The organism is Xanthomonas bromi (assembly GCF_900092025.1).
In the GTDB taxonomy this organism is placed as follows: domain Bacteria; phylum Pseudomonadota; class Gammaproteobacteria; order Xanthomonadales; family Xanthomonadaceae; genus Xanthomonas; species Xanthomonas bromi.
In genome coordinates this window covers 1-26,874 of sequence record NZ_FLTX01000037.1, presented here as the reverse complement: position 1 = coordinate 26,874, position 26,874 = coordinate 1, and the positions used below count along the sequence as shown (strand labels likewise).

The following is a 26,874-nucleotide window of genomic DNA, read 5'->3' as shown; positions in this document are numbered from 1 at the left end:
GGCCGCGCTGGAGTCAGAGCTTGCTGACCCGGAACCGGCGGCCCTTGATCTTGCCTGCGTGCAAGTGCGCCAGCGCCTTGGCGACCTGCGCACGGGCAATGGCGACATAGGAGCGGGTGGGGTAGATGGCGATCTTGCCGATCGCCGCGCCCGACAGGCCGGCCTCGCCGGTCAAGGCACCGAGGATGTCGCCGGCACGCAGCTTGTCGGTCTTGCCGCCGTCGATGCGCAAGGTGGTCATCGCCGCCTGCGGCAGTTGTGCGGGGCGGGCAGTGGCCAGCGGCGCACGCGACCACTTCAGTGGCTGGCCCTGTTCGGCCTCCAGTGCCTGCGCACGCGCGGTTTCGCGCGGTGCCACCAGGCTCAGCGCCAAGCCATGCTTGCCGGCGCGCGCAGTGCGGCCGATACGGTGGCGGTAGGTCTCGGTATCGGTGGGCAGCTCGTAGTTGACTACTGCGGACAGGTCTTCCACGTCCAGCCCGCGGGCGGCCACGTCGCTGGCCACCAGGACGTTGCAGCTGCGGTTGACGAAACGCACCAGCACCTCGTCGCGGTCGCGCTGCTCCATGTCGCCGTGCAGTGCCAGCGCGGAGAAGCCGAACTCCTGCAGCGAACCGGCCACCTCGTCGACTTCCTTGCGGGTATTGCAGAACACCACGCTGGATTCGGGATTGAAGCGCAGCAGCAGGCCGGCCACCGCTTTTTGCCGATAGGTGGGATCGACCTCGAAGAATTGCTGGTCGATTTCCGGGGCGTTGTCGGCGCCTTCGACGGTGATTTCAATCGGGTCCTTGAGGATCTCCCGCGCCAGCGTGCGGATGATGTCCGGGAACGTGGCCGAGAACAGCAGGCTCTGGCGATGTTTGTCGCAGCGGCTGGCGATCTCGCGGATAGGTTCTTCGAAGCCCATGTCGAGCATGCGGTCTGCCTCGTCCAGCACCAGCGTGCGCACGCCGCCCAGATGCAGGGCGCGCTTGCGGGCAAGCTCCTGGATGCGGCCGGGTGTGCCCACCACCACCTGCGGGTCGTGCGCTTCCAGCGAGGCCAGTTGCGGCCCCAGCGGCATGCCGCCGGTGAGCACCACCAGCTTCATGTTGGGGATGCCGGTGGCCAGCTTGCGCAGCTGCTTGCCGACCTGGTCGGCCAGTTCGCGGGTAGGGCAGAGCACCAGGGCCTGCGCGCGGGTCAGCGCAGGGTCGAGCTTCTGCAGCAGGCCCAGCCCGAACGCAGCGGTCTTGCCACTGCCGGTCGGCGCCTGGGCGATGACGTCCAGCCCCTGCAGGATCGGCGGCAGGCTCTGCGCCTGGATGGGAGTAAGGACGGTGTAGCCAAGGGCGTCGATGCCGGGGGCCAGGGCCGGCGACAGCGGCAGCGCGGAGAATTCGTTCATGGCGCATTTTAGCGGGAATCGTGAGTGGGGAATCGGGTATCGCAACGGCGAAGGCTTTTCCATTCCCGATTCACCATTCCCGATTCCCGTACAATTGCGCCATGCCTTTAATCACTCTGCAAAGCGTCGACTACAGCGTCGGCGGCCCCTTGTTGCTGGAAAAAACCGACCTCACGATCGAGCCGGGCGAGCGTATCGCCTTGATCGGCCGCAACGGCGCCGGCAAATCGACCCTGATGAAACTGATCGCCGGCGAACTGAAGCCCGACGATGGCGAAGTGCGCGTGCAACAGGGCGTGCGCATCGCGCGGCTGGAGCAGGAGGTGCCGCAGGGCACCGGCGGCAGCGTGTTCGACGTGGTGGCCGAGGGCCTGGGCGAGTTGGGTCATTGGCTGGCCGAATTCCACCAACTCAGCCATGCCGAGGTGTTCGACGGCGATGCATTCGGCAAGGTGCAGGCCAAGATCGACGCGGCCGATGGGTGGGCGCTGGATCAGCGCGTCACCGAGACGCTGACCAAGCTGGAACTGGATGGTGATGCGGAGTTCGCGCGGTTGTCCGGCGGTATGAAGCGCCGGGTGTTGCTGGCGCGCTCGCTGGTGTCCTCGCCGGATGTGCTGTTGCTGGACGAACCCACCAACCATCTGGATATCGAAGCCATCGATTGGCTGGAAACCTTCCTGAAGGGCTGGAGCGGCAGCGTGCTGTTCGTGACCCATGACCGGCGCTTTTTGCGTGCGTTGGCGACGCGGATCGTCGAAATCGATCGCGGCCAGGTCACCAGCTGGCCGGGCGACTGGGCCAATTACGAGCGTCGCCGCGAAGAACGGCTCAATGCGCAGGCGCAGGAAAACGCGCGCTTCGACAAGATGCTGGCGCAGGAGGAAATCTGGATCCGCCAGGGCATCAAGGCGCGGCGGACCCGCGACGAAGGCCGTGTGCGGCGCCTGGAATCGATGCGCAACGAGCGCGTGCAACGTCGCGATCTCACCGGCAACGTGCGCATGGAAGTCTCGCAGGGCGAGTCATCCGGAAAGAAGGTGATCGAAGCCAAGGAGGTCGGCTTCGCCTTCGGCGCACGCACGATGGTCAAGGACTTTTCCACCATCATCCAGCGTGGCGATCGCATCGGCCTGATCGGCCCCAACGGCAGCGGCAAGACCACATTGCTCAAGTTGTTGCTGGGCGACTTGCAGGCGCAACAGGGCGAAATCCGCATCGGCACCAATTTGCAGATTGCGTATTTCGACCAGTACCGCTCGACCCTGCGCGAGGACTGGAGCGCCATCGAAAACGTGGCCGAAGGCCGCGATTTCCTGGAGATCAACGGCAAGCGCAAGCATGTGCATGCCTATCTGCAGGACTTCCTGTTCACGCCTGAACGCGCACGCGCGCCGATTACGCGCCTGTCCGGTGGCGAGCGCAATCGCCTGTTGCTGGCGCGTCTGTTCGCGCAGCCGTCCAATCTGCTGGTGATGGACGAACCGACCAACGATCTGGATGTGGAAACGCTGGAACTGCTGGAAGAATTGCTCGGCGAATACACCGGCACCTTGCTGCTGGTGAGCCATGACCGCGACTTCCTCGACAACGTGGTGACCTCGACGTTGGTGATGGAAGGCGATGGCCTGATCGGCGACTACATCGGCGGTTACAGCGATTCGTTGCGCCAGCGCCGCACGCCGGTGGGGAATGCGATGGCGGTGGCCAAGGCTTCTGCCACTGCGGTGGCGACCGCAGCGGTGGTGGTTACGCCGCCAGCGGACGCCGCGCCCAAGCGCAAGCTCAGCTACAAGGATGCACGCGAGCTGGAGCAACTGCCTGCCCTGATCGAAACGTTGGAGCAGCAGGTCGCCGCGCTCACCGCGGCGATGAACGAGCCGGCGTTCTATCAGCGCGACAGCGCGGCGATGGCGGCCCACACCGCCGCGTTAGGCGATGCGCAGAAGCAGTTGGATGCGGCATACGCGCGCTGGAGCGAGCTGGATAGTTGATGGCTGGCCGGCACGTTCGCTGCGTGCCGGCCTAAAGCGGCTAACAAAACGTCGCGAGCGGTCGTCGGGCGGGTGCGGGCGGCGCGCGGGAACCGGATGGTACAAGGGGTACATCAGGATTCCCCGCACCGACCGCGCCTGCCTGGCCGCGCAGTGGTTTTGTCAGAGGCTCTTAGTCGCAGGCGCTCGCAGGCGCAACGAATGCCGCAAAGGTCAGCCCGCGTGCTGCCCAGGCAGTTGCCACTTCGTCGAGGATATCCAGCAAGGTGTCGCGGTCGTTGGGCGCCGCGCTGGCCAGCGCCTGGGCGCCGTCGATGAGCAGTGCATAGCCATGCGGGGAGGGTAGCCACGCCAGGTCGCGCAAGGCATCGCTGAGTGCGTCCCAGTTGCGCCCGAAGCTGGCCGGGAAATCCAGTTGCGTGGCCAGGCGCATCAGCAGCATGCGCTTATCGCTGCAGGTGGCCAGATCCACGCGCAGGATGCGCAGGCCGGCATCGCGCGCAAGCGCCGCCATTGTGTCCAGATCGTCGGTATCGGCCTGATAGACGCCCGACTGCTGCGGATCGGACAGATCCAGTGCGAAGTCGCCCGCGCTCATGGTGCCTGGTCCGGGGTCGGGCCATCGAAGGCTTTGAAGCTCTGGTAATGATCGTCGCTGTAGTACCACGCCTCGGGCGGGGTGCCGCCGGTGACGATACGGCGTGCGCCACGATCCGGACTGCCGGGCGTATCGACGGTGTATTCGCGGTAATAGCCGCGCGGGCGCTCGGGCAGGCGATGCTCGCGGTTGCCGAATACGCTGCCGTCCTGTGGATGCGGAAACGGCCCGCCGCGCTGGATCAGCACGATCGTCGTCATTGCCTCGATCGGCAGAAAGGCCGGCAGCCGTGGCACTTCACGCGTTGGCGTGGTCGCAATCGTCGGCGCGTCGAGTTGCGGTGCGAACTGCGGTTTGGGCGTCTGCATTGCGCGCATGCTCCACAAGCCGGCGACGAGCAGCGCGACGGCAACGATGAGCAAAGCTGGCTTGCGCATGAAGACGGTCCGAAGAAGGGTTACGGCAGCGCAAGTATGCCGACGTGCGGCTGTGCCGACTTTGAACGTGCCGGACGCCGGTGCGGTTCACGCCCAAGTAACCGGGGCATGGTGCAAGGTGTGCAGCGAACGACGCGCGGCATGCGATGGGATGAAGTTTTCCTGCCTGCACCCTTGGTAAGCGCTGTCGCCGTCCTTACCATCTACCCCGCAACGCCCGGTCTTCGCCGGGCGGCAAGTCCAGGAGACCCTCATGGCTTACACCCTTCCGCAGTTGCCCTACGCTTACGACGCGCTGGAACCGAACATCGATGCGCAGACGATGGAAATCCATCACACCAAGCATCATCAGACCTATATCAACAACGTCAACGCGGCGCTGGAAGGGACTGAGTACGCCGATCTGCCGATCGAGGATTTGGTCTCCAAGTTGAAGAGCCTGCCGGAAAACCTGCAGGGCGCGGTGCGCAACAACGGTGGCGGCCACGCCAACCATTCGCTGTTCTGGACCGTGCTGTCGCCCAATGGCGGTGGTGAGCCCAAGGGCGAGGTCGCCAAGGCCATCGACAAGGACATGGGCGGTTTCGAGAAGTTCAAGGAAGCCTTTACCAAGGCGGCTGTGAGCCGTTTCGGCTCGGGTTGGGCGTGGTTGAGCGTGACTGCGGACAAGAAGCTGGTGGTGGAAAGCACAGCCAACCAGGACAGCCCGCTGTTCGAAGGCAACACTCCGATCCTGGGCCTGGACGTGTGGGAACACGCGTACTACCTGAAGTACCAGAACCGTCGTCCGGAATACATCGGCGCGTTCTACAACGCCGTCAACTGGGAAGAAGTCGAGCGCCGCTATCACGCCGCGATCGCCTGAGTCCTGGGTCCGTGCAGTAATGCCAGAAGGCCGGGAGCGATCCCGGCCTTCTGCTGTGAGGCGGTCTGATTTTTTTCACAACGATGCGATTGCGCACGATGTGACGTGCCGGCCGCGCTTGAGGCACACACGCGCGCGGCGAAGAGGCCCTTTCCTGAGCTTCATACAACGCAGAAGGCCGGGTTTGATCCCGGCCTTCTGTATGGGTGTCCTGCTGCAGCGACATGCGGCGTGCGTTTCGCCGTCAGGCGCGGCACTCAGAACTTGGCCTCGAACTCGCGCGCATAGCCGGTGTTGACGATGACCTTCTGCAGCGCCTCGCTGATCTTGATGTTGCCCGCGACGATCTGCTGCGTTTCCGGACCCATGTTATCCATGCGCGGCGGGGTGGCGCCCTTGTAATCGCAGACGCGGCCACCGGCTTCGCGCACCAGCAAGACGCCGGCGGCGATGTCCCAGGCTTTGACGCCGGCTTCGAAATAAGCATCGGCGCGACCGCAGGCCACATAGGCCAGGTCCAGCGCGGCAGACCCAGTACGACGCACGTCTTCGGCCTGCACCAACAACGCATCCACGCACTTGAGCTGGGCACTGGCGCGCGCACGTTCGCGCGGCGGGAAACCGGTGTGAACCATCGCGCCTTCCAGATCCTTGCGTTCGGCGATGCGGATGCGGCGGTCGTTGAGCACCGCGCCGGCGCCGCGGCTTGCAGTGAACAACTCATTGCGTAACGGGTCGAAGATCACTGCATCGGTGGGTTCGCCGTTTTCCACCAGCGCGATGGACACGCAGTAATGCGGGAAGCCGCGCAGATAGTTGCTGGTACCGTCGAGCGGATCGATCACCCAGGTGTAGCGCCCACTCTTGCCGCCTTGCACGCCGCCTTCTTCGCCGAACACGGCGTATTCGGGGTAGCCGCGCTTGAGTTCCTTGATGATGACCTTCTCGGCATCGGCATCCACTTCGCTGGCGTAGTCCATGCGGCCTTTCTGCACCACGTTGAGCGCATCGAGCTTGTTGATACCGCGCAGCAGCACATTGCCGGCGAGGCGGGCGGCTTTGACCATGACGGTGACGGCGGGTTTCTGCATGGTTAAAGCTCCCGTGAAGGCAGAATCGGAAATGGCGAAGGTAAAAGAGCGGTCCGGCGCGAAAGCCGGCCGCGCAGTTTACCATCTACGGCCGAACTGCTCTCCAGTCTCCGTTCATGTCCGTCAGTCAGCGCATCCGTTTTGTTCTTGTCGGTACCCAGCATCCAGGCAACATCGGCGCGGCCGCGCGTGCGATGAAGACCATGGGGATTTCGCGCCTGGTGCTAGTGGCGCCCGAGCGCGCACTCGATGAAGACGCGTACCGGCGCTCGGCCGGCGCCGAGGACGTGCTGGGCGAAGCGCCGCTCTTCGCGACGCTGGGCGAAGCGGTGGCCGACTGCACGCTGGTGATCGGCTGCACCGCGCGCGCGCGCCGGGTGGCGCTGGAAGAATTGCTGCCTAACGAAGGCGCGCAACGCGCCCTGGCCAGGGCGAGCGAGCCGGCCGAGGTAGCGTTCGTGTTCGGCCGCGAACGCACCGGTCTGACCAACGACGAGTTACAGCTTTGCCATGCCGCGGTGCACATTCCCTCGGACCCGCAATTCAGTTCGCTGAATCTCGCCGCAGCCGTGCAGGTGCTGGCGTATGAGGTGCGGCTGGCGCAGCTGGCGGCAGGCCAGGCCGAGCCGGCACCGACGGCGGCCAGCGGCTTGCGCGACGGACCGGCCAGTCATGCGCAGCTGGAAGGCATGTTCGGCCAGTTGGGCGACACGCTGGACGAGATCGACTTCCATAAGGGGCGTGCGCCGGAGTCGGCGATGCGCAAGCTGCGTCGGCTGCTGCTGCGCGCCGAAATGACCGAGCAGGAGGTGCGGCTGATCCGTGGCATCCTGTCCGATGCGCAGCGGATGGCCATGCTCGCCAAGCAGGCTGGAAACTGACGTGTGTCACATCTTCATGGATTCGGCTAGGCTGTCCGCGGCTCTAGGGGAGTGTCCGTTTTGCGCGGTCTACAATGCTGTCTGATTGCCTGCTGGCTGATCGCCGGGACATGCTTGGCCGCGGCGGCTGCGGCCAAGCCCTCCTCGGTGCTGGTGCTTGGACGGATCAGCGATGATCCCGCTGCCCATTACGAGCAGCTCAAGCCCTTGCTGGATTACGTGGTGCCGCGAATGCGCGAGGTCGGGATCAGCCGTGGCGAAATTCTGATGGCCCCGGATGCGCGCCAGATGTCCAGCTACTTGCGGCGCGGTCGGGTCGATTGGGTCAGCGAGACCACCGGTGCGGCGATGCTGCTGGAGCAGCGCGGCAGCGCGCACCCCTTGCTGATGACCGAGCGTGGCGGCCTGCGCGACTTCCATACGTTGTTCTTCGTGCGCCGCGACAGCCCGATCCAGTCGCTCGCGCAGGTGCGCGGCCACACCCTCGCACTGCAGAACGCCTCGTCCACCAGCGGCTATCTGCTGCCGATCCTCGAACTGCTGCGCAACGGCATCGTGTGCGATGTACTGCTGTCGGCGGACGACACGCCGGCGCCCGGATCGGCCGGCTATCTGATGGTCGGGTCCAAATTGAACGTTGCCGCGTTCGTGCACAAACACCTGATCGACGTGGGCGCGCTCAGCAACGTGGATTGGGATGACGAACGCCAGATGCCACCGGTGTTCAAACGCGGTTTCCGCATCGTGCACCGCACGGCGCCGGTACCGCGCGCGGTGGAAATGGTGCGCGCGGGGATGGACCCGGCAGTGGAGCAGCGTCTGCGGGTGGTCTTGCTGCAGGCCGCCTCCGACCCCAAGGCGGGTCCGGCACTGAAGTGTTTCTTCGACACCACCGGGTTCCGTCCGCTGGATTCCACCAGCCGCCGTCGGCTACAGGAGTTGAGCACGGGCGTGCAACGCGTCAGGGAACACGTGGAATGACTCAGGTGCGCTTCGGCTTGCAGGCACGCTTCCTATTGGTGATGGCGCTGACGCTGCTGCTGGTCGGTGCGATTCTTGCCTCGCTGTTGCAGCGACAAAGCGCCATGCAGCGCGAGGTGCGCGGGTTGAGTGCGCAGATCCTGCACGAGCTGTTCGATCGCAGCCTGCGCACACGCGGCGAAACGCTGGCGACCGAACTGGCCTCGGGGTTGGCCAACCCCTTGTATTACTCCGACCTGGGAGCGGTCGGCGCGCTGGTGCGCAATGTCTCGCGCCAGCAGGTGGTGAGCTATGTGCTGGTGTTCGACCGCCATGGCCGGCTGGTGCATGACGGCACGCCGACCTTGCAGCGTTACGGCCAGGCCATGACCGATCCGCTCGCGGCCCAGGCGCGGGGCGCGCGTGCGATGGTGTTGCAATACTCGCCGGAGGTGCTGGATGTCACGGTGCCGATCAAGATCGGCGACCAGCGCATCGGTGGCGTGCGCGTGGGCATGTCGCGTGAGCGGGTGCGCAAGATCGAATCCGGCGCCAATCTGACATTGGTGCAGAACCTCAATGCCATCGGCAAGCGCGATCTAGGCTGGCTGCTGGTCCTGCTGGCCTCGCTGGTGGGGTTGGGGGTGTTGCTGGCCGTCTACGTGCAGCGCACGCTGGTGGCGCCGATCCGGCTGCTGGCGGCAGCGGCAAAACAAATCGAACGTGGCGACTACGCGGTACAGCTGCCGCCACACCCGCGCAACGACGAGATCGGTGAGCTCATTTCCGCGTTCGGGCGCATGAGCGAAAGCATCGCCCGCCATGACCGCGAAGTGCGGCACATGGCCTACACCGACGCGCTGACCGGTCTGACCAACCGGCTGGGCTTCCGCGAAGGGCTGGATCACCTGCTCAACACCGCGCGCAGCACCGGCAGCAAGCTGGCTTTGCTGTTCGCCGATATCGACGACTTCAAACGCGTCAACGACACGCTGGGCCACGAAGCAGGCGACGAAGCTCTGCTGCAGTTCGCCAGCCGCATCAATCGGGCGGTTGCTGCGCTGGGCGGCGACGATGCGATTCTGGCGCGCTTCGGCGGCGATGAGTTCGTGATCCTGTTGCAGAATGGCGACGTCAGCCTGCTGGCCGCGCAACTGGCCGATCGGTTGGTGCACGAATTGAGCCGGCCGTTGAACGTGCAGGGCCGTGAGGTATTCCTGGGCACCTCGATCGGCATCACGCTGTTCCCCGACGATGCACGCGACGCCACCGCGCTGCTGAAGAACGGCGACATCGCCATGTACCAGGCCAAGGTGGCCGGCAAAAATTGTCATCGCTTCTACAGCCGCGCCGCCGATCATGCCGTCGAGCGCCGCGTGCACATGGAGCACGAGCTACGCGGTGCCTGGGAACGCGACGAGCTGCGCCTGGTCTATCAGCCGATCTATCGCACCAGTGACCGCTTGCTGGTCGGCGTGGAAGTGTTGCTGCGCTGGCAGCACCCGGCACTTGGGACGATTGCACCGTCCACCTTTATCGATATTGCCGAGCAGAGCGGCTTGATCGAAGTGATCGGCCCCAAGGTGCTGCGTGCGGCCTGCCTGGAGGCGGCGCAATGGCCGGTGGTCGGCGAGGGGTTGTTTGTGTCGGTCAACGTTTCGCCGCGGCAACTGCGCAGTGGCGACCTGATCGACATCGTGGCCGAGTGCCTGGCCGAGTCCGGCTTGCCGGCCGCACGCCTGCATCTGGAACTGACCGAGACCGCGGTGATCGGCGACGAGATGATGGCCGCCAGCCTGCTCGACCAACTGCACCGGACCGGCGTGAAGGTCTGGCTGGACGACTTCGGGACCGGTTTTTCCGGGCTGAGCCATTTGCGCCAGGTGCCGGTGGACGGGGTCAAGATCGACAAGAGTTTCATCGCCGACCTGCAGCGCGACCCGGACGATCTGGCCCTGACCACCGCCATCATCAACATGGCGCATTCGCTGGGAATCACCGTCGTTGCCGAAGGGATCGAGCAGGAAGCACAGTTCAATCTATTGCGCGAGCGCGGCTGCGATCTCGGTCAGGGCTATTGGTTCAGCCGGCCGTTGAGCCCGGCCGATATGGTCAAGCTGATCGCCGCAGGTTGAGTGCTGCGGCCGCGCAGTCATGTGCTGACCACAGAGCAGCGCGCTTATCCGCGATGACGCATTGTCAGAAACGCCGCATCGCGCGCTACCGCGGTCTGGCGTCCTGGTTCGTTGCCGTATGGGCGAACAGCTGTTGCCGGAGCGATTACAGTGGCCGCTTGCCGGTATCGCCGGGAATTTCCCGCACCAATCGCGGCACCAGGTAGCCCGAAAGACGCGTGGCCAGTTCGGTATGCAGCGCGCGCGCGCGCGCGTCGTCCACTTCGAAATGCGCCACGCCGGCAACCCGGTCGAGCTGATGCAGGTAATAGGGCAGGACGCCGGCGGCAAAGCTGCGCTCGCTCAGCGCCGCCAGCGCATCCACGCTGTCGTTGACGCCCCGCAGCAGCACGGCCTGGTTGAGCAGGTGCGCGCCGGTGTCGCGCAACGCGTGCATGGCCGCGTCCACAGCGGAGTCGAATTCATTGGCGTGGTTGGCATGTAGCACGAACGCCACCGGCCACGGCAGACTGCGCAGCCAGAGCAGCAGTGGCGCATCCACGCGATCGGGTAGCACGATTGGCAGGCGGCTATGGATGCGCAGGCGTTTGAGGTGCGGGATGGCCGCCAGGGCGTCGGTGAGTTCGGCCAGCTTGGGCGTGGCCAGCGAAAGCGGGTCGCCGCCGGAGAGCAGTACTTCGTCGATGCCGGGGTCGGCGGCGATCGTGGCCACCGCCTCACGCCAGCCATCGCGTGCAGCGGTCTCTTCGGCGTATGGAAAGTGACGGCGGAAGCAGTAGCGGCAATGCACCGCGCAGCTGCCGGTGGCGATCAGCAGGGCGCGGCCGCGGTATTTCTGGATCACCCCGGCGGCGGTTTTGGCCGCGGCATCGCCCACCGCATCCAGGCCGAACCCTGGTACCGGCTGCATTTCCGCATCCAGCGGCAGCACCTGACGCAGCAGCGGGTCGTTGAGGTCGCCATGGCGCATCCGCGCCACGAACGCCTGCGGTACCCGCAGTGGGAACTGCGCTGCGGCGGCATCGCTGATCGCCGCAGCCTGCGCATCCAGACCCAACCGTTCCAGCAGCGCGCGCGGGTCGCGCACGGCGTCGCGCCACTGCTGCTGCCAGCGCGAGGGCTGCAGGGCAGGGGGCGGAGATGGCTGTAAGGCGAGGGGGGCTGCGGTTATCATGTGCGGTCACAAAACCAATGCCCGCCGGTTGCGGCGGGCGCCCCATTCTAATCCGACCTGCCCCCGCGTGGCGGGTCGTGGTCTTATCGAGGAGCTGCACCATGGCCACTGTTGGCATGAACGACGTCAAGAACGGCATGAAGATTCTGGTCAACGCCGAACCGGCGGTCATCACCGAGACCGAATACGTCAAGCCGGGCAAGGGCCAGGCCTTCACCCGCATGAAGTATCGCTTCATCAAGTCCGGGCGCGTGGTCGAAATGACCATGAAGGCGACCGACGACGTGGAAGTGGCCGACGTGGTCGATACCGACATGCGCTACCTCTACAGCGATGGCGAGTATTGGCACTTCATGGACCCGGACACCTTCGAGCAGGTGCAGACCGACAAGGCCGGCATGGGCGGCGCCGACAAGTGGCTCAAGGGCGAGGAAGACTGCATCGTGACGCTGTGGAACGGCGCGCCGATCTGGGTGCAGCCGCCGAATTTCGTCGAGCTCAAGATCACCGAGACCGATCCGGGCGTGCGCGGCGATACCTCCGGCGGTGGCGGCAAGCCGGCCACGCTGGAAACCGGCGCGGTGGTGCGCGTGCCGTTGTTCGTCAATCAGGACGAAATCATCAAAGTCGACACCCGCTCGGGCGAATACTCGGCGCGCGTCAAGTAATCAGATGCGCCTGGGACGCCGGTCCGGTCTAGCAATACGGAGTGCCAGTGTCCTGATGGTGCTGAGTGGCGCGCTTGCGGCGTGCCCGGCGTGTGCACAAGCCGCTGCCACCACCGCCTGCGACGCGAAAAGCGTCGCGGCGGTTGCAGCGGTTGCGGCGTTCAGCGGGACTGTCGGCGTCACAGAGACAATGCCGGTCGAACGTGTAGCGGCGCAGACCTGCAAACCGTGGCCGTACGACCCATCGATACGGCTGGCGGCGATTGCGTTTGCTGACGATGCCACGACCGAGGCAGGCCAACGCACCCTTCAATTGCGCGTTGCTATGCGCGATGCCGGTAGGGGTGAGGTGGCGTCGTCGTACGCGCAGGACATGGGCGAGGATGCCGCCTTCGAACGTGCTGCCGACAGTCTGCGCCTGGATACCGCGCGCTATGACGTGGCTCAGGGCGTCCGCGCGGTTGGCGTCGTGGTGCACAACGTTGCCCGTGGTGCCAGTTGCCCGGATGTCGACAGCAACGACGCACTGACCTTGTTGGTGCGCGAAGGGCGCCGATTGCGCCCGGTGCTGCAGCGGGATCTGACTGTCTGGCGGCAGGTGAAAGGCGAGCTTTGCAACTGGGGCGCGACGGGCGTGGTGACCGAGCGCGGCACGCTCACGCTATCGATGGACACAGCAACCCACGCCGGCTACGCCGATATCGCATTGACTGCCGATCTGGTGACCTCCACTACCGTCAAGGATGCGGACGATATCGAACGCACGCGCCGCCAACGCCAGGTGCTGCGCTACGACGGCATGCGTTATGTGCCTGTGCCACGCTCCAACGACTCCTGGCCGTTCGGCAACTCACTTCAATGGATCCACTCATGACCAATGCCCCGCCCGAACCTTGCGACCTGCTGATCGAGGCCGGCTATGTCGTGCCGATCGAACCGCATGCGGTGGTGCTGGAAGACCATGCCGTTGCGGTCAGCAATGGTGCGATCGCGGCGATCCTACCGACCGCCGAAGCGCGCGTGCGTTTCGCGCCGAAGCAGACCGTGTCGCGCCCGGACGCTGCGCTGATGCCGGGCCTGGTCAATGCGCATACGCATAACCCGATGACGCTGTTGCGCGGCATCGCCGACGACCTGCCGCTGATGGTGTGGTTGCAGCAGCACATCTGGCCGGTGGAAGCGGCGGTGATCGGGCCGGAGTTCGTGGCCGATGGCACCACGTTGGCGATCGCCGAAATGCTGCGCGGCGGAACCACTTGCGTCAACGAGAACTACTTCTTCGCCGATGTGCAGGCGGCGGTGTACAAGCAGCACGGCTTCCGTGCGCTGGTGGGCGCGGTGATCATCGATTTCCCCACTGCCTGGGCATCGTCGGACGACGAGTACTTCGCGCGTGCCGGCGAGCTGCACGACCAGTGGCGCGACGATCCATTGATCAGCACCGCGTTCGCTCCGCATGCGCCGTACACCGTGAACGATGCCAACTTCGAGCGCGTGCGCATGCTGGCCGACCAGCTCGATATCCCGGTGCATCTGCACACGCACGAAACCGCGCAGGAAGTGGCCGATTCGATCAAGCAATACGGTCAGCGCCCGCTGGCGCGACTGGATCGCCTGGGTTTGGTCAACGACCGCCTGATTGCGGTGCACATGACCCAGCTCACCGATGCGGAAATCCATTTGTGCGCCGAACGTGGCGTCAGCGTGGTGCATTGCCCCGAATCCAATCTCAAGCTCGCCTCGGGGTTCTGCCCGGCGTGCGCGCTGCAGCGTGCCGGCGTCAACCTGGCCATCGGCACCGACGGCTGCGCCAGCAACAACGACCTGGACATGTTCAGCGAGAACCGCACTGCCGCCATCCTGGCCAAGGCCGTGGCCAATGATGCGACCGCGCTGGATGCCACCACCACGCTGCGCGCGGCCACGCTGGGCGGTGCGCGTGCACTGGGCTTCGGCGACAGGATCGGCTCGATCGAAATCGGCAAGCAGGCCGACCTGATCTGCGTGGATCTGGCCGCACTGGAGACCCAGCCGCTGCATCATGTGTTGTCGCAGTTGATCTACTCGGCCGGCCGCCATCAGGTCACCGATGTGTGGATCGCCGGCAAGCCCAAACTGGTGCAGCGCGAACTCATTGACATGGATACCGCCGCCCTGGTTGCCAACGCGCGGCAGTGGCGCGAACGCATCCGCACCGTCCGCGCCTGAGTGCGCGTTACCGCATCACGGAGCCCCCGCATGAATTCGAATACGCAACCCACGTCCGGCAATTTCCATCAGAGCGAGCTGGATAAATTCGCCGCGCTGGCCAACCGCTGGTGGGACGCCGACGGCCCGCAGAAGCCGCTGCACGCGCTCAATCCGGTGCGTCTTGGCTATGTGTCAGCGCAGCTGGATCTTGCCGGCGCACGCGTGCTCGATGTGGGCTGCGGTGGCGGTCTGCTCAGCGAATCGATGGCGCGCCTGGGTGCACAGGTGACCGCAATCGACCTGGCGCCGGAGCTGGTCAAGGTGGCGCGTTTGCACGGTCTGGAATCGGGCGTGCAGGTGGACTACCGCGTGCAATCGGTGGAAGACCTCGCTGCCGAGCAGCCAGGCAGTTTCGATGCGGTGACCTGCATGGAAATGCTGGAGCACGTGCCGGACCCGGCCGCGATCATCCGCGCCTGCGCCAGCCTGCTCAAGCCGGGTGGCAAGCTGTTCCTGTCCACGCTCAATCGCACCCCGGCTGCATTCGCGCTGGCCGTGGTGGGTGCCGAATACATCGCGCGTCTGTTGCCCAAGGGCACGCACCACTACAAGGACTTCATCAAGCCCGCCGAGCTTGCGGCCTGGTTGCGCAACGCCGACCTGCAGCTCGAAGATGTCAGCGGCATGCTCTACGAGCCGTGGCGCAATCGCGCGCGTCTGTCCTCGCGTACCGAGGTGAATTATCTCGCGTATGCGGTGAAGCCGTGACGAACGGGGATTGGGGAGTCGGGATTCGGGATTGGCAAATGCAGTGGGCTGCGATGTTGATGTCTTCCGATTCCTGCCGGGTTGCTTGTCATTGGTCGCGGCTGGCGGGCTCGTGAGTTTTCCGCGTGCAGTATTGTTCGATCTGGATGGCACCTTGCTGGACAGTGCATCGGATATGTTGGCCACGGTCAACGCAATGCTGGCCGCGCGTGAGCGTGCGCCGATTGCGCTGGAACAGTTGCGCCCGGTGGTGTCGAAAGGCGCGCGTGCGATGGTCGGGGTGGCCTTTGCCGAGCTCGATGATGCAGCGCGCACCGCCCTGGTACCCGAATTCCTGCGTCGCTACGAAGGCTTGATCGGCACCCGGTCGACGCTGTTCGATGGTGTCGAAGAGCTGTTGTCGCAGTTGGAAGCGGCCGGTTGCCTCTGGGGCGTGGTCACCAACAAGCCCGAATATCTTGCACGCCTGATCCTGCCGCAGCTGGGCTGGGAGCAGCGCTGCGCAGTGCTGATCGGCGGCGACACGCTGGCCGAGCGCAAGCCGCATCCGTTGCCGCTGCTGACTGCCGCCGAGCGTCTCGGCGTTGCGCCTGCGCAGTGCGTCTATGTCGGCGACGACGAGCGCGACATTCTGGCTGCGCGCGCGGCGGCAATGCCGTCGGTCGCGGTGTTGTGGGGGTATCGCCTGGACGACGACGAGCCGTCGCGCTGGCAGGCCGATGTGCTGGTCGAACAGCCGCAGGCGCTTTGGAATCCGGCAACGTGGCCGCAGATCTGACTTCTCTTCGTTTTTTTCTGGACCCGCCATGAGCCAATCCAGCGCCCTCGACAGTTTTCTCGACAAGTGGGCAACCCGCTGGCCGGAATGGTCGGTTGCCGAACCCTTCGTTCCCGAGCCGCAACGCCGCCTGGCAGCTGCCTGGTTCGCGTTGCTGCAGGAATGGGAAGACATCATGAATATCGCCGGCGATCCGTTGCCGGCCGATGCCAAGCTGGCATGGTGGCAGCAGGAACTGCGCGACTGGTCGAATCAACGTTCGCGGCATCCGTTAGGGCGCGTGCTGGAGCCAGTGCGTGCGCCATGGTCACAGTTGGCCGACACTTTGCCGGCGATGCAGGCCGCCCGCGTGCAGCCGCAGTCGCTGCAGCATGCGCTGGAGGCATTGCGCGCGTTCGCCGAGGCCGTGGTTGCGGTGGAAGCGGTGCTGTTCGCACGCACGCGGCCTGGCGATGCCACTGCGGTGGCGGTGCAATGGCTGGACGCACGCCAACGCGTGGCCGGCGACAGCGCCGCGCCGGGCGGTGTCGCCACGGCCGCGTGGCGCAAGCAGTTGTTGCAGACCTGGCCGCGCAAAGTCGCGTTGGCGCGGCCGCATCGGGTGTGGTCGCGGCTGGCACGCCTGCGTCTGCAGCGCGAGCTGGCGGGTAAGGCCGCTTATCCGCCACCGGTTCAGCAGCTCTGGCATAGCTGGCGTGCGGCCAGCGGCGCGGATTGAACGCAGCCAATCCTTCAGTTGCGCTCAGCATGCGCGCCAGTTGTGGACGACAAGTGGGGCAGCTCAGTGGGTCTGGCGCAGATGGGCGAATCCGGCAGCACCGAGTGACGGGCCATGACGACGCAAACCGCACATCGGGCTTGGATCAAGCCGCCGCAGTGGAGCCGTTCGCACAGGCTCTTGTTGCAAGTTCGCAAGCTGCTGCCATTGCGGTCGAGCTGCTGGATGGACGTGCGCAACGCGAACAGCGCGAAAGCAACGCGATGGTATTTCAGGTACGCGTGCCACGCAGCAAGCACGGGCGATGCCCGGCTTGCTGCGCAGTCGAGGTAAAGCGCTGGATCAATCTGCTGCGCCGGCACCGCTATTTTCATACTCGTAAAAACGATTCGCCGAATTGGTGCAATTGCTGCTGCAATACGGGCGGCTGACCGTTGATGCATGCCATGGCGCGGTCTTGCGGATATGGCTGCCCAGCGTTGAATCACGCACCGTCACCTGGCCATTGGGCGAAGTGCCGTTGACGTAGGAGCTGAGGCTGCCGACACTTTCGTCCCAGGCACGTCCAAGATAGGTAGTGTTGTCCGGAGAACCGGAGACGCCGGTAAAACTGCTGTTGATCGCCAGAAAACCATAGCTGCTACCGGGGCGCGTGCTGGGTGCAAAAATATAGCCGCCGCGGCTGCTGCCCAGGCGTGCGCCGGTGGAACGGATGGTGGCACCATCGAATACGCCGACACCGGAGCCGAAGATGAAATCGACATCGCCCTCGATGGTGCTGCTCTTGAAATACGCACGGATCACATCGGACGCACTGGTCGCGCTGATCAACAAGGTGTCCTGGTTGCCGGTCACCAAGACATCTTGGAAGTTGGCCTTGTCTCCACGCACTGCCAGCGCCACCGCCGATTGATTGTTGTCGGTGTAGGTGCCTTCGACATAGTTGTTGTCCACGCGTAAGTGCCGTGCTTCGAAATTCGCCGCGCGCACCGTGACCGTTGCACTGTTGGAGGTACCCACCGTAGTGGCCGATGCGTTGCTGGCACATGGATGGCTGGCGGTGCCGGCTGGCTTGGGAGTGGGGTTGGCATTGTTGAAGCGGATGATGGTGTCGCCGGTGTTCGTGCCTAGCCCGAACAGCGTTAGCGGTGGCGCATTGCTCGGCACGCAGACCAGTTCGGTGTAGGTGCCGGCCTTGATGCTGATGTAGCGACGCGTCTTGCCGCCTGCAGCGACGGCAGCGTCGATAGCGGATTGCACGCTGCGGTAGCGCGTGGAGCCGTCGGCAGCCACCGCATAATCGGCACTCAGCAGGGCAACACCTGCGGTGGGGTTCCAGTTGTCGGTCACCAATGCGTTGATCGGCCCGGCTTTGGCCAAGGCTTTGGCGATGGTGTAAGTGCCTGCTTCGCTGCTGGTCAGTTGCGGTCGCGTGGCAGTGCCGGTCAATGCCATTGCCGTGGCGCTGACAAGACTCAGTAATGCGGCTGCGATGCAGGTCGTGCGGAGATGAAGTGCAGACATGGGATGGCGCTCTCTCTCGGAGGAAGTGCGTATCGGGGATACGTGCTGGACACGGAAGGCAAGGCGAGACAGACGGCGTGCGACGACACCGCACAGGCGGCAATGCCAGGCTGCCTTACGGCAATACATTTCAGTAATGTATAAGAATCGACGCGATCGTATTGCCGGGTTCGTGTGTCCTGATCAAACAGGCTGGTGCGATATCCGAGACCATCGGTGTCATCACGGTTTTCGGCGGTTTTTCTTCGCAAATGTAGGTTGCGTGTTGCGATGCCACATGCTTTTGCATCAATGGCGAATCGCGCACCGTGTTGCGGGCGTGTGCAGATGACGGTGGGCATCGTCACGTGTCGTGGTCGGTCGGGCTTCCAGACTGGGTCACCCGCGTAGACCTACGCATGCCAGGAATTAAAATGACCGACCCCAAAGAACTGCAGGACAAATTCTGGAAGGCGCTCAAATCCGATCGGACCGTGATGCTGGGCCTGGATGGTGTGGAAGACGGCCATGCGCGCCCGATGACCGCACAGATCGAAGGCGATAGCGGTGGACCGATCTGGTTCTTCACTTCCAAGGACAACGCGCTGCTCGCGATGCTGGGGCAGGGCCGCCGCGTCATTGGCGCCTTCAGCAGCAAGGGCCACGATCTGTTCGCCAGCATCAGCGGTTCGCTGCGCGAAGATACCGACCCGGCGATGGTAGATCGGTTATGGAATCCATATGTCGCCGCCTGGTACGAAGGCGGCAAAACCGATCCGAAACTGGCGCTGCTGCGCCTGGATGCCGATCACGCGCAGATCTGGCTCAATGAGTCGAGCCTGCTGGCCGGGATCAAGGTGTTGTTGGGCGTAGACCCAAAGAAGGACTATCAGGACAAAGTCGCGGACGTTCCGCTGCGCTGAGGTTTTATGCACGCACACGCGACCCTGGGGTTGCATGTGCGTGTTTGCGTCTGACCGCACCAACTCTATATCGGTCATCGGTCGAGCCGCACACCTTACTCACCGAAACGCCTGCACGCAGTGTGGCGACACCGCCCATGGATGGGTGGATGCGTTCGCTTGCTGCAACCCGAGAAAGTTCAAGCGCGCGATGTGGCAGCCGGCCTGCATGTGGATTGACGCGTCTCCCTGCCTACGCCGCACTGATCTGTGCTTCACCACGTTCCAACACGCCGGGAGACGATGATTTATCACCGGCACAGCGCGCCGCGCGGTCAAGCAACGTTAGGAGAGGCAACATGCAACAGCTTGAGATTGGCCAGATGGTGTTTCTGCGCGATGGCGAGGTAGACGTGGGTGCCATCCGCGAGATCCGTAACGACGGGACCGAGCTGGTCATCCATATCGAAAACGGCGGTGACTTCGTTCTGCCTGCCTCAGTGGTGCGCGATGTGCATTCGGGCAAGGTGATGCTGGAGGTCGACCAGCGTCCTGATGAGGTGCGCAATGCCTTTCGACATCCGCATGACAGTGAATTGCAGACCAGCACCTATGCGGCCAGCAATCCACAGGATGGCGCACTGAAGTAATGGCTTGACTGCGTGCTGAGTGTGGTCGATTCCTGATCGACAGAAGCCGCGCAGTTCAGTCCGGCAGCAGGAATGTGCGCGGCGCAACATCGGCAGGCCCTGCGTGCAGTAACGCAGGCTGCTCGGCTTCGTCTTTGAGTTGCACGCCGGAGAGTTTCCGGCGAAATGCTTCGCGCAGCAGATACCCCAGTTTGTGAGTGGTCTCCGCGTAGCTCAATCCTTCGCTACGGATATTGGAAATGCAGTTGCGTGCGCCAATGCACGCCGAAACGGCGCAGGCACCTCGCTGCCGAGTTCGAAGCGGCCATCGCGTAGCTGCAGGATGCCTTGCTGCTCCAGCCACTGCTCGAACTCGGGCGCCGCACGCAGCCCGAGCGCCTGGCGTGCATACAGCGCATCGTGAAACGAGGTGGTCTGATAATTCAGCATCACATCGTCGGAGCCGGGAATGCCCATGATGAAATTGATGCCGGCCGTACCGAGCGAGGTCAGCAACATATCCATATCGTCCTGATTGGCTTCGGCATGATTGGTGTAGCAGATGTCGCAGCCGATCGGCACGCCCAGCAACTTGCCGCAGAAGTGATCTTCCAGCCCGGCGCGGATGATCTGCTTGCCGTCGTAAAAATATTCCGGGTCCATGAAGCCCACCACGGTGTTCACCAGCAGCGGTTTGTAGTGGCGCGCCACCGCATACGCGCGTACCTCGCAGGTCTGTTGATCCACGCCGTGGTGTGCATTGGCCGACAACGCACTGCCTTGACCGGTTTCGAAATACATCACGTTGTCGCCGACATTGCCACGGCGCAACGACAAGCCCGCCTCATAGCCCTCCTGCAGCAAGGCCAGGTTGATGCCGAAGCTGGTGTTTGCCGCTTCGGTGCCGGCAATGGACTGAAACACCAGATCCCCCGGCACGCCGCGGCCGATCGCCTCGATGGTGGTGGTGATATGCGCAAGCACGCACGATTGCGTGGGGATCTGATAACCGCTGATCACCGCATCGAGCATGCGCAACAAGGCGGTGGTTGCAGCCAGACTGTCGCTGGCCGGGTTGATCACCGCATCGCCATTGCCGTACAACAGTCCATCCAGCACGCTGGCGGCAATGCCGGTGGCATCGTCGGTGGGGTGGTTGGGTTGCAGGCGCGTCGACAAGCGTCCGCGCAAACCGAGCGTGTTGCGAAAGCGGGTGACGACCCGGGTTTTCTGCGCCACCAGGAGCAGGTCTTGCACCCGCATCACTTTGGATACCGCGGCCACCATTTCCGGCGTCAAACCGGGGCCAGGGCGGTCAGTGCCGCTTCGTCGGCCTGTGCACTCAGCAACCAATCGCGAAAGCCGCCCACGGCGAGATGCGCCACGGCAGCGAACGCAGCGGCGTCGTGCTGGTCGATGATCAGGCGCGTCACTTCATCCGCTTCGTACGGCAAAAACGCTTCCTGCAGAAAGTGCCGTAGCGGTAGATCGGCAAGCGCCATCTGCGCGGCCACACGTTGCAGGCCGGAGTCGGCGGCAAGCCCGGCCAACTGGTCGTCAGACCGCGCCGGCTTCGCCTTGGCGAGCAAGGTCTTGAGGTCGGCAAACCGAAACTGTTCGCCGCCTGCGGTGAAGGCGAAACCGCTCATCAGCTGGTGGCCGCGATGGTGGTCTGGCTGCGCAGGCTCAGCACGCAGCATGCCGCGCCGAACAGCAACAGGCCCAGGAAGATCAGCGCCACGATCGGGTTGAACCACATCATCGCCACCAGGCACACCAGCGCCAGCAGCAGGGCGATGGCCGGCACTAGGGGGTAACCCGGCGCGCGGAAACTCCGCTCCAGGCCCGGCTCGGCGCTGCGCAGCTTGAACAGGCTGAGCATGCTCATCACATACATCACGATCGCGCCGAACACCGACATGGTGATCATCCCTGCGATCAACGACAAGCCCTGGATCTTGACCACGCTGTCGCTGCAGATCGCGGCAATGCCGATGACGCCGCCGGCCAAAATGGCGCGATGCGGCGTGCGAAAACGCGATAGCTTGGCCAGCCCATGCGGCAGGAAACCGGCACGCGCCAATGCGAAGAACTGCCGCGAATAGCCCAGGATGATGGCGTGGAAACTCGCCACCAGCCCGAACAAGCCGATCCACACCAGCATGTGCAACCAGGTGGAGCTGTTGCCGACCACCGCCTTCATCGCTTGCGGCAGTGGGTCGTCGATGTTGGAGAGCTGGCGCCAGTCGCCGACGCCGCCGGCAAACACCATCACCCCAAGTGCCAGGACCACCAGGGTGAGAATGCCGGCGATGTAGGCGCGCGTAATCGTGCGTTTGGGGTCCTTGGCTTCTTCGGCCGCATCGCTGCGCCTTCGATGGTCAGAAAGAACCAGATCGCAAACGGAATTGCGGCAAAGATTCCTGAAATGGCCGCCGGCCCGAACGCATCGCCGCCGGCCCAGCCGTTGGCGGCGAAGCGCGCCACACTGAAACCGGCGCCATGACACCCATGAACACCAGCAGTTCGATCACCGCCAGCAAGGTCACGATCAGCTCGAAGGTGGCTGCAATCGCCACACCGACGATGTTCAAGCTCATGAAGACAGGGTAGGCGCCGATCACGGCGATGCGCGGGTCCAGGGTCGGGTACTGCACATTCAGATAGGCGCCGATCGCCATCGCGATGGCCGGCGGCGTGAAGACGAATTCAATCAGCGTGGCCAGGCCCGCCAGCATCTCACCGTAGGTGCCGAATGCACGCAGGCTATAGGCGAACGGCTCGCCCGCATTGGGAATGGCGGTGGTCAATTCGGTAAAGCTGAAGATAAAGCAGGTGTACATCACCGCAACCAGCAATGTGGTCACCAGAAAACCGAGCGTGCCGGCGGTGCCCCAGCCGTAACTCCAGCCGAAATATTCGCCGGAAATCACCAAGCCCACGGCGATGCCCCACAATTGCCAGGTGCCCAGGGTCGGTTTGAGTTGCTCGTTGCGCATGTCGCATATCTCCTGCAGTCGGGGGAGGGGAGATGAAGCACGCCGGACGCCGAAGCGACGGACCGACCGTCAGCGGCCGAGCCCCCGCGTGCAGCGACGCGCGACAGTCGTTTCGGTCATACCGCAAAGCCCGTTGGCGAACACAAGCACAACGGATAGGTGGCCGTTGACCGGGTTGTGCAGCGTTCCGGCGCACCGACTGGCGGCTCAAACCCGCTATCGGCGCTTAAGCCCCTCTCCTCGCGGGAGAGGGATTGGGGTGAGGGTAGGCTCGCTCACCCGACTAGTCGCCTTTGCACAAAATCATGCATCGCATCAATGATCAGCATGTGCCAACCATGCATCACGAACGTTGTCGCTAGGCAATCATTTGGCTGCTGCTGCCCGCTGCCTGCCAAGCGCAGTCATTCGCCGCGCCCAAGCAGCAAAGCTGATTTGATCCGCCCGCCGAGCCACGCCGGAGCAAAGCGCAGAACAGGATCTGTTCAGAGCGCTACCGCACGTCAGGAAGGACAATTGCCGAACGCCCTACTTGGTCCGCTCAAGCACCAACAACGGGTCGATTCGCACATCGAACCAGTTCATTCCCCAGTGCAAATGCGGCCCGGTCGCACGTCCGGTCGCGCCGACGGCAGCGATGACCTGGCCTTGCTCGACCCGATCGCCCACCTTCACGTCGATGCGCGATAAGTGCAAAAAGTTCGAGCTCACGCCGAAGCCGTGATCCAGTAGCACCGTGCCACCGGTCAGATACAGATCCGGTGCTGCGAACGTCACCACGCCGGCGGCCGGTGCTTTCACCGGTGTGCCGGTGGGAACGGCGATATCCATGCCCGAATGGCCGGCTCCGGGCTGGCCGTTGTACACGCGCGCGTTGCCGAAGCGGCCGCTGATGCGGCCCTGTACCGGCCAAATGAAGGGCTGTGCGAAATCGGTACGTGCATCGTCGCGATCGCGCGCCGCCGTGACCTGCGCTTGCTCGCGCTTGATCCGTTCGGCGACCGCCGGCGGTGGATTGACTGTCTTGGGCGGGACGCCGTTGACGCGCTCGATCGGCCAGTCGCGCGGCGTGACTGCGATGCTGACGGTCTGCGCGCTGCCGCCGGGCGGGGTGATCTGCACCTGCAATGGCCCGGTGGCATCGCGGCCGATACCGAACACCACGCTTCCATAGTTGCTCACACGCAGGGTCCGGCCAGCGTACTGCACCTTGCTGCCCGCCGGCACCTTGCCGATCACCAGCGCCCCTTGCGATGCGCTTTGCGGAAACATGACGTCGGCTGCGGCGACGGTTTGCGCTTCAGCGCGCCCAGCCACAAGCGACATGGGCGCCAGCATCATCCAGGCACCCAACAGGGCTGCGCGCATCAGCGGTCGAAGGTCAGGCGCTGGCCGGCAGCGTTGCCCACCAATTGCTCGCCATCCCACACCTGCTGGCCGTTGACCCAGGTTGCGGCAATGCGCGAACGGAAGGTGGTGCCTTCGAAGGGCGACCAGCCGCACTTGGACAGCACCTGTTCGCGCTTCACGGTAAACGGGGTGTTGTCGATCATCACCAGGTCGGCGAAATAGCCTTCGCGCAGGAAACCGCGTTCTTCTACATCGAACAACTGCGCCGGCGCATGCGCGAACTTCTGCACGATGCGGGTGATCGGCAGCTTGCCTTCGTGCACCAACTCCAGTGCGGCGACCAGTGCGTACTGCACCAGCGGCAGGCCCGAGGGGGCTTGCGCATAGGGCTTTTGCTTCTCTTCCCACGTATGCGGGGCGTGGTCGGTGGCCAGCACGTCGATGACGTCCTCTGTCAGCGCATCGATCAGCGCCAGACGATCTTCGGCGTCCTTGATCGCAGGATTGCATTTGATCAGGTTGCCCAGTCGCGCGTAGTCGCTGCGGTCGAAGCGCAGGAAGTGGATGCAGGTCTCGGCGGTGATGCGCTTGCGCAGCTTGCCGTCGGCATCCACCAGTGGGCCGGCTTCGAACAGCGCCAATTCATCGTCGGTAGAGATGTGCAGCACGTGCAGGCGGGTGTTGTGCTTGCGCGCCAGCGACACCGCCAGTTGCGAGGACTTCAGGCAGGCCTGCCGCGAGCGGATGTCCGGATGCATCTCCGGGGTCAGCGCATCGCCGTATTTTTCCTTGTACTGCGCCATCGTTGCATCGATGGTGGGGGTGTCTTCGCAGTGGGTGATGATCGGCGTAGGCGCGTCGCGGAAGATGGCGTCCAGCGTTTCCGGGTTATCGACCAGCATGTTGCCGGTGGAGGCACCCATAAACACCTTGATGCCTGGCGCGGTTTTGGGGTCCAGCGACTGGATATGGGCCAGGTTGTCGTTGCTGGCGCCCATGTAGAAGCCATAGTTGGCCCAGGCGCGCCCGGCGGCGGCATCGTACTTGGCCTGCAGCGCAGCGGCGTCCAGGGTCGGCGGATTGGTGTTGGGCATGTCCATGAAGCTGGTCAGGCCGCCGGCGACAGCTGCGCCGGATTCGGTCGCGATGTCGCCCTTGTGGGTCAGGCCGGGCTCGCGGAAGTGTACCTGGTCGTCGATCATGCCTGGCAGCACCCAGCGTCCGGCGGCGTCGACCACGGTATCGCCAGCGGCGGGCGTGATCTTGCTGTCGATCTTGGCGATGCGGCCGCCCTCGATCAGGAGATCGGCGTCGAACTCCTTGCCTTCATTGACCAGGCGGGCATTGACGATGACGGTTCGGCTCATGGATGAGGTCCTTTGCAGCTGCAGGAAGAGGGCGAGGGAGGGGATGCGGAGCCGGGCGCATCGGGCACCGGATCGAAGCCTCCCGGATGGAAGGGATGGCAGCGACCGAGCCGGCGCGCGGCCAGCCAGCACCCGCGGAGCGGGCCAAAGCGGCCGATGGCGGTCATCGCGTACTCCGAGCAGCTTGGCGCAAAACGGCAACGCGGCCCGAGCAGTGGGCTGATGAACAGCTTGTAAAAGCGCAGTACCGCGAGGAGCAGGCGTGAGATCACTTGCCAATGATATGCCAGTTGCATTAATAGGTGGTTGCCGGGGGTCCGCGGGGTACGTTATAAAGGCCCGCTTTCCCGGGCCCCGGGGGAACCAAGGATGAGCGTTTCGTGGCTGCTAAAAAACCTGCAAAAAAGGCCGTAGAGGCCGCCAAGAAGTCCGCCAAACCCGTTGCGAAAAAGGCAGCGGCGCCTGCCGCTGCAAAACCGGCCGCCAAGCCGGCGACCAAGCAGCCGGCTGCCAAGAAGGCACCTGCCAAGAAGGCACCTGCCAAGAAGGCACCTGCCAAGAAGGTGGCTGCCAAGCCGGCGCCGGCTTCCAAGGCCACCGCGTCCGCAGCCCCCAAGCCAGTGAAACCCGTCGCCAAGAGTGCTGCCAAGCCGGCGGCGAACAAGAAGGCAGCTCCGGCTGCCGCCAAACCGGCCGCCAAGCCGGTGGCGCCCAAGTCCGTACCGAAGCCGGCCACCAAGCCGGCTCCGGCCAAGTCAGTCCCGGTCAAGGCCGAGAAGCCCGCGCCCGCACCGGCCCCCAAGGCCGTCCCTGCGAAGCCGGCAAAGCCTGCGACCCCGTCACCTAAGAATCCCGTGCCCGTTTCGAAATCTTCCGCAAAAACGCCAACCAAAACCGAAGCCCCCGCCAAGCCTGCTGCGACCCGTCCGGTCGGCAAGGTGGCCGTGGCCGTGACCTCCAAGCCGTCCAGCGCGGCCCCCAAGACCAAGTACAAGGTGGTCGAGTACAAGACCGACGAAGCAACCGGTCGCCCGATCCTGCCGCAGGGCTACAAGCCTGCCGCGGATGAGGAGTACATGAACAAGCTGCAGCAGGAATACTTCCGCCAGCGTCTGCAGAGCTGGCGTAACGAGATGGTGGAGGAATCCAAGCAGACCATCGAAAACCTGCGCGAAGAAGTCCGCGACATCGGCGACGAAGCCGAACGCGCCACCCGCGAGACGGAAAATTCGCTGGAACTACGCGCCCGTGACCGTGCACGCAAGCTGATCTCCAAGATCGACAGCACGCTCAAGCGTCTGGAGGATGGCGACTATGGCTATTGCGTGGACACCGGCGAAGAGATCGGCCTGGATCGCCTCGAAGCGCGTCTGACCGCAGAACGCACCATCGACGCCCAGGAGCGTTGGGAGCACCTGCAGAAGCAGCAGGGCGACTGAGCGTTCGCCTGGCTCACTGAAAAGCCCCGCCACGTGCG

The 26,874-nt window shown here is 64.3% G+C and carries 25 protein-coding genes, 1 other RNA gene and 3 pseudogenes; 14 read left to right on the top strand and 15 right to left on the bottom strand.

Features of this window, described 5'->3' with window-relative positions; translation table 11 throughout:
- Positions 1 to 13 precede the first annotated feature (13 nt).
- On the bottom strand, positions 14 to 1,390 hold the full coding sequence (gene dbpA / locus XBLMG947_RS11905) for an ATP-dependent RNA helicase DbpA (RefSeq protein ID WP_065468899.1): 1,377 nt from the start codon (positions 1,388 to 1,390) through the stop codon (positions 14 to 16).
- A gap of 101 nt (positions 1,391 to 1,491) precedes the next feature.
- On the opposite strand from dbpA, the gene XBLMG947_RS11900 reads away from it, so the two are divergent.
- Entirely contained in the window at positions 1,492 to 3,384 is a 1,893-nt protein-coding gene (locus XBLMG947_RS11900) for an ATP-binding cassette domain-containing protein (protein ID WP_065468898.1), read from the top strand.
- Positions 3,385 to 3,422: 38 nt separating this feature from the next.
- Here XBLMG947_RS11900 and XBLMG947_RS11895 read toward each other — a convergent pair.
- The 3 genes from XBLMG947_RS11895 to XBLMG947_RS11885 all read right to left on the bottom strand — a co-directional run bounded on the left by XBLMG947_RS11895 (position 3,423) and on the right by XBLMG947_RS11885 (position 4,419).
- A non-coding RNA gene (locus tag XBLMG947_RS11895) (sX9 sRNA) lies at positions 3,423 to 3,498 on the bottom strand.
- A 58-nt stretch (positions 3,499 to 3,556) separates the two neighbouring features.
- Positions 3,557 to 3,982, bottom strand: coding sequence for a barstar family protein (locus XBLMG947_RS11890; RefSeq protein ID WP_065468897.1), 426 nt, complete (start codon positions 3,980 to 3,982; stop codon positions 3,557 to 3,559).
- On the bottom strand, positions 3,979 to 4,419 hold the full coding sequence (locus tag XBLMG947_RS11885; RefSeq protein ID WP_065468896.1) for a guanyl-specific ribonuclease: 441 nt from the start codon (positions 4,417 to 4,419) through the stop codon (positions 3,979 to 3,981). The genes XBLMG947_RS11890 and XBLMG947_RS11885 overlap by 4 nt, the downstream gene beginning before the upstream one ends.
- A gap of 253 nt (positions 4,420 to 4,672) precedes the next feature.
- Between XBLMG947_RS11885 and XBLMG947_RS11880 the strand changes: the two genes are divergently transcribed.
- Positions 4,673 to 5,284, top strand: a complete 612-nt coding sequence (locus XBLMG947_RS11880; RefSeq protein WP_065468895.1) for a superoxide dismutase — start codon at positions 4,673 to 4,675, stop codon at positions 5,282 to 5,284.
- A gap of 257 nt (positions 5,285 to 5,541) precedes the next feature.
- Here the strand turns inward: XBLMG947_RS11880 and XBLMG947_RS11875 are convergent, their stop codons facing one another.
- A complete protein-coding gene (locus tag XBLMG947_RS11875; RefSeq protein WP_065468894.1) occupies positions 5,542 to 6,375 on the bottom strand; it encodes an inositol monophosphatase family protein in 834 nt (277 codons plus the stop codon).
- Between the two features lie 116 nt (positions 6,376 to 6,491).
- On the opposite strand from XBLMG947_RS11875, the gene XBLMG947_RS11870 reads away from it, so the two are divergent.
- From XBLMG947_RS11870 to XBLMG947_RS11860, 3 genes are read left to right on the top strand one after another with little or no spacing between them, the layout of a single operon-like run.
- Positions 6,492 to 7,256 (top strand): RNA methyltransferase, encoded by a 765-nt coding sequence (locus XBLMG947_RS11870; RefSeq protein WP_065468893.1) that lies wholly within the window; start codon positions 6,492 to 6,494, stop codon positions 7,254 to 7,256.
- Positions 7,257 to 7,307: 51 nt separating this feature from the next.
- Positions 7,308 to 8,237 carry a phosphate/phosphite/phosphonate ABC transporter substrate-binding protein gene (locus tag XBLMG947_RS11865; protein ID WP_065468892.1) on the top strand — a complete coding sequence of 310 codons (930 nt, stop codon included), beginning with the start codon at positions 7,308 to 7,310 and terminating at the stop codon, positions 8,235 to 8,237.
- A complete protein-coding gene (locus tag XBLMG947_RS11860; RefSeq protein WP_065468891.1) occupies positions 8,234 to 10,351 on the top strand; it encodes a putative bifunctional diguanylate cyclase/phosphodiesterase in 2,118 nt (705 codons plus the stop codon). Before XBLMG947_RS11865 ends, XBLMG947_RS11860 begins: the two co-directional genes overlap by 4 nt.
- Positions 10,352 to 10,496: 145 nt before the next feature.
- On the opposite strand, the gene epmB is transcribed toward XBLMG947_RS11860, so the two are convergent.
- A complete protein-coding gene (gene epmB / locus XBLMG947_RS11855; RefSeq protein ID WP_065468890.1) occupies positions 10,497 to 11,525 on the bottom strand; it encodes an EF-P beta-lysylation protein EpmB in 1,029 nt (342 codons plus the stop codon).
- A gap of 101 nt (positions 11,526 to 11,626) precedes the next feature.
- Between epmB and efp the strand changes: the two genes are divergently transcribed.
- The 6 genes from efp to XBLMG947_RS11825 all read left to right on the top strand — a co-directional run bounded on the left by efp (position 11,627) and on the right by XBLMG947_RS11825 (position 16,647).
- A complete protein-coding gene (gene efp, locus XBLMG947_RS11850) occupies positions 11,627 to 12,193 on the top strand; it encodes an elongation factor P (RefSeq protein WP_065468889.1) in 567 nt (188 codons plus the stop codon).
- Positions 12,194 to 12,197: 4 nt separating this feature from the next.
- A complete protein-coding gene (locus tag XBLMG947_RS11845; protein ID WP_065468888.1) occupies positions 12,198 to 13,067 on the top strand; it encodes a PA3715 family protein in 870 nt (289 codons plus the stop codon).
- Positions 13,064 to 14,401 carry a TRZ/ATZ family hydrolase gene (locus XBLMG947_RS11840; RefSeq protein ID WP_065468887.1) on the top strand — a complete coding sequence of 446 codons (1,338 nt, stop codon included), beginning with the start codon at positions 13,064 to 13,066 and terminating at the stop codon, positions 14,399 to 14,401. The genes XBLMG947_RS11845 and XBLMG947_RS11840 overlap by 4 nt, the downstream gene beginning before the upstream one ends.
- A 30-nt stretch (positions 14,402 to 14,431) precedes the next feature.
- Complete coding sequence (ubiG, locus tag XBLMG947_RS11835) at positions 14,432 to 15,151, top strand: bifunctional 2-polyprenyl-6-hydroxyphenol methylase/3-demethylubiquinol 3-O-methyltransferase UbiG (protein WP_065468886.1); 720 nt, start codon at positions 14,432 to 14,434, stop codon at positions 15,149 to 15,151.
- A gap of 85 nt (positions 15,152 to 15,236) precedes the next feature.
- Complete coding sequence (locus tag XBLMG947_RS11830) at positions 15,237 to 15,929, top strand: phosphoglycolate phosphatase (protein ID WP_065468885.1); 693 nt, start codon at positions 15,237 to 15,239, stop codon at positions 15,927 to 15,929.
- A gap of 28 nt (positions 15,930 to 15,957) precedes the next feature.
- Positions 15,958 to 16,647, top strand: coding sequence for an isoprenoid biosynthesis enzyme family protein (locus XBLMG947_RS11825; protein ID WP_065468884.1), 690 nt, complete (start codon positions 15,958 to 15,960; stop codon positions 16,645 to 16,647).
- Positions 16,648 to 16,661: 14 nt separating this feature from the next.
- Here XBLMG947_RS11825 and XBLMG947_RS22650 read toward each other — a convergent pair whose 3' ends face one another.
- On the bottom strand, positions 16,662 to 17,021 hold the full coding sequence (locus XBLMG947_RS22650; RefSeq protein WP_139074390.1) for a hypothetical protein: 360 nt from the start codon (positions 17,019 to 17,021) through the stop codon (positions 16,662 to 16,664).
- A complete protein-coding gene (locus XBLMG947_RS11820) occupies positions 16,990 to 18,171 on the bottom strand; it encodes a putative acyl-CoA thioester hydrolase (RefSeq protein WP_065468883.1) in 1,182 nt (393 codons plus the stop codon). The genes XBLMG947_RS22650 and XBLMG947_RS11820 overlap by 32 nt, the downstream gene beginning before the upstream one ends.
- A 398-nt stretch (positions 18,172 to 18,569) precedes the next feature.
- Here XBLMG947_RS11820 and XBLMG947_RS11815 point away from each other — a divergent pair, with 398 nt between their 5' ends.
- Together XBLMG947_RS11815 and XBLMG947_RS11810 are read left to right on the top strand one after the other, a co-directional pair.
- On the top strand, positions 18,570 to 19,073 hold the full coding sequence (locus XBLMG947_RS11815) for a pyridoxamine 5'-phosphate oxidase family protein (protein WP_181093241.1): 504 nt from the start codon (positions 18,570 to 18,572) through the stop codon (positions 19,071 to 19,073).
- 338 nt (positions 19,074 to 19,411) lie between these two features.
- Entirely contained in the window at positions 19,412 to 19,702 is a 291-nt protein-coding gene (locus XBLMG947_RS11810) for a hypothetical protein (protein ID WP_065468881.1), read from the top strand.
- A gap of 55 nt (positions 19,703 to 19,757) precedes the next feature.
- Here the strand turns inward: XBLMG947_RS11810 and XBLMG947_RS11805 are convergent.
- The 7 genes and pseudogenes from XBLMG947_RS11805 to XBLMG947_RS23640 all read right to left on the bottom strand — a co-directional run.
- Positions 19,758 to 19,955 (bottom strand): annotated as a pseudogene (locus tag XBLMG947_RS11805) (ethanolamine ammonia-lyase light chain EutC); the annotation flags it as partial.
- A pseudogene (locus XBLMG947_RS11800) lies at positions 19,916 to 21,330 on the bottom strand (ethanolamine ammonia-lyase subunit EutB). The pseudogenes XBLMG947_RS11805 and XBLMG947_RS11800, both read right to left, overlap by 40 nt.
- Positions 21,330 to 22,689, bottom strand: a pseudogene (gene eat / locus XBLMG947_RS11795) (ethanolamine permease). Before eat ends, XBLMG947_RS11800 begins: the two co-directional pseudogenes overlap by 1 nt.
- 519 nt (positions 22,690 to 23,208) lie before the next feature.
- The gene (locus XBLMG947_RS11790) at positions 23,209 to 24,048 is read right to left on the bottom strand and encodes a M23 family metallopeptidase (RefSeq protein WP_065468880.1); all 840 of its coding nucleotides are present in this window, start codon (positions 24,046 to 24,048) and stop codon (positions 23,209 to 23,211) included.
- Positions 24,048 to 25,397, bottom strand: a complete 1,350-nt coding sequence (locus tag XBLMG947_RS11785; protein WP_065468879.1) for a dihydroorotase — start codon at positions 25,395 to 25,397, stop codon at positions 24,048 to 24,050. Before XBLMG947_RS11785 ends, XBLMG947_RS11790 begins: the two co-directional genes overlap by 1 nt.
- A complete protein-coding gene (gene yidD, locus XBLMG947_RS11780) occupies positions 25,394 to 25,693 on the bottom strand; it encodes a membrane protein insertion efficiency factor YidD (protein WP_167352023.1) in 300 nt (99 codons plus the stop codon). The genes XBLMG947_RS11785 and yidD overlap by 4 nt, the downstream gene beginning before the upstream one ends.
- Positions 25,693 to 26,289 carry a hypothetical protein gene (locus XBLMG947_RS23640; protein ID WP_245228172.1) on the bottom strand — a complete coding sequence of 199 codons (597 nt, stop codon included), beginning with the start codon at positions 26,287 to 26,289 and terminating at the stop codon, positions 25,693 to 25,695. Before XBLMG947_RS23640 ends, yidD begins: the two co-directional genes overlap by 1 nt.
- Positions 26,290 to 26,473: 184 nt before the next feature.
- On the opposite strand from XBLMG947_RS23640, the gene dksA reads away from it, so the two are divergent.
- A complete protein-coding gene (gene dksA, locus XBLMG947_RS23635) occupies positions 26,474 to 26,836 on the top strand; it encodes an RNA polymerase-binding protein DksA (protein WP_223293187.1) in 363 nt (120 codons plus the stop codon).
- The last annotated feature ends 38 nt before the right edge of the window (positions 26,837 to 26,874 follow it).

What these genes read in the sequence shown, in the direction of transcription:
- XBLMG947_RS11840 (WP_065468887.1), top strand. Translation starts at nt 13,064, where the DNA reads ATGACCAATGCCCCGCCCGAACCTTGCGACCTGCTGATCGAGGCCGGC.
- XBLMG947_RS11820 (WP_065468883.1), bottom strand. Translation starts at nt 18,171, where the DNA reads ATGTCTGCACTTCATCTCCGCACGACCTGCATCGCAGCCGCATTACTG.
- dbpA (WP_065468899.1), bottom strand. Translation starts at nt 1,390, where the DNA reads ATGAACGAATTCTCCGCGCTGCCGCTGTCGCCGGCCCTGGCCCCCGGC.
- dksA (WP_223293187.1), top strand. Translation starts at nt 26,474, where the DNA reads ATGAACAAGCTGCAGCAGGAATACTTCCGCCAGCGTCTGCAGAGCTGG.
- XBLMG947_RS11790 (WP_065468880.1), bottom strand. Translation starts at nt 24,048, where the DNA reads ATGCGCGCAGCCCTGTTGGGTGCCTGGATGATGCTGGCGCCCATGTCG.
- XBLMG947_RS11890 (WP_065468897.1), bottom strand. Translation starts at nt 3,982, where the DNA reads ATGAGCGCGGGCGACTTCGCACTGGATCTGTCCGATCCGCAGCAGTCG.
- yidD (WP_167352023.1), bottom strand. Translation starts at nt 25,693, where the DNA reads ATGCAACTGGCATATCATTGGCAAGTGATCTCACGCCTGCTCCTCGCG.
- XBLMG947_RS11885 (WP_065468896.1), bottom strand. Translation starts at nt 4,419, where the DNA reads ATGCGCAAGCCAGCTTTGCTCATCGTTGCCGTCGCGCTGCTCGTCGCC.
- efp (WP_065468889.1), top strand. Translation starts at nt 11,627, where the DNA reads ATGGCCACTGTTGGCATGAACGACGTCAAGAACGGCATGAAGATTCTG.
- XBLMG947_RS11845 (WP_065468888.1), top strand. Translation starts at nt 12,198, where the DNA reads ATGCGCCTGGGACGCCGGTCCGGTCTAGCAATACGGAGTGCCAGTGTC.
- XBLMG947_RS22650 (WP_139074390.1), bottom strand. Translation starts at nt 17,021, where the DNA reads ATGAAAATAGCGGTGCCGGCGCAGCAGATTGATCCAGCGCTTTACCTC.
- XBLMG947_RS11860 (WP_065468891.1), top strand. Translation starts at nt 8,234, where the DNA reads ATGACTCAGGTGCGCTTCGGCTTGCAGGCACGCTTCCTATTGGTGATG.
- XBLMG947_RS11810 (WP_065468881.1), top strand. Translation starts at nt 19,412, where the DNA reads ATGCAACAGCTTGAGATTGGCCAGATGGTGTTTCTGCGCGATGGCGAG.
- XBLMG947_RS11815 (WP_181093241.1), top strand. Translation starts at nt 18,570, where the DNA reads ATGCCAGGAATTAAAATGACCGACCCCAAAGAACTGCAGGACAAATTC.
- XBLMG947_RS11900 (WP_065468898.1), top strand. Translation starts at nt 1,492, where the DNA reads ATGCCTTTAATCACTCTGCAAAGCGTCGACTACAGCGTCGGCGGCCCC.
- XBLMG947_RS11870 (WP_065468893.1), top strand. Translation starts at nt 6,492, where the DNA reads ATGTCCGTCAGTCAGCGCATCCGTTTTGTTCTTGTCGGTACCCAGCAT.
- XBLMG947_RS11785 (WP_065468879.1), bottom strand. Translation starts at nt 25,397, where the DNA reads ATGAGCCGAACCGTCATCGTCAATGCCCGCCTGGTCAATGAAGGCAAG.
- XBLMG947_RS11880 (WP_065468895.1), top strand. Translation starts at nt 4,673, where the DNA reads ATGGCTTACACCCTTCCGCAGTTGCCCTACGCTTACGACGCGCTGGAA.
- ubiG (WP_065468886.1), top strand. Translation starts at nt 14,432, where the DNA reads ATGAATTCGAATACGCAACCCACGTCCGGCAATTTCCATCAGAGCGAG.
- XBLMG947_RS11875 (WP_065468894.1), bottom strand. Translation starts at nt 6,375, where the DNA reads ATGCAGAAACCCGCCGTCACCGTCATGGTCAAAGCCGCCCGCCTCGCC.
- XBLMG947_RS11825 (WP_065468884.1), top strand. Translation starts at nt 15,958, where the DNA reads ATGAGCCAATCCAGCGCCCTCGACAGTTTTCTCGACAAGTGGGCAACC.
- epmB (WP_065468890.1), bottom strand. Translation starts at nt 11,525, where the DNA reads ATGATAACCGCAGCCCCCCTCGCCTTACAGCCATCTCCGCCCCCTGCC.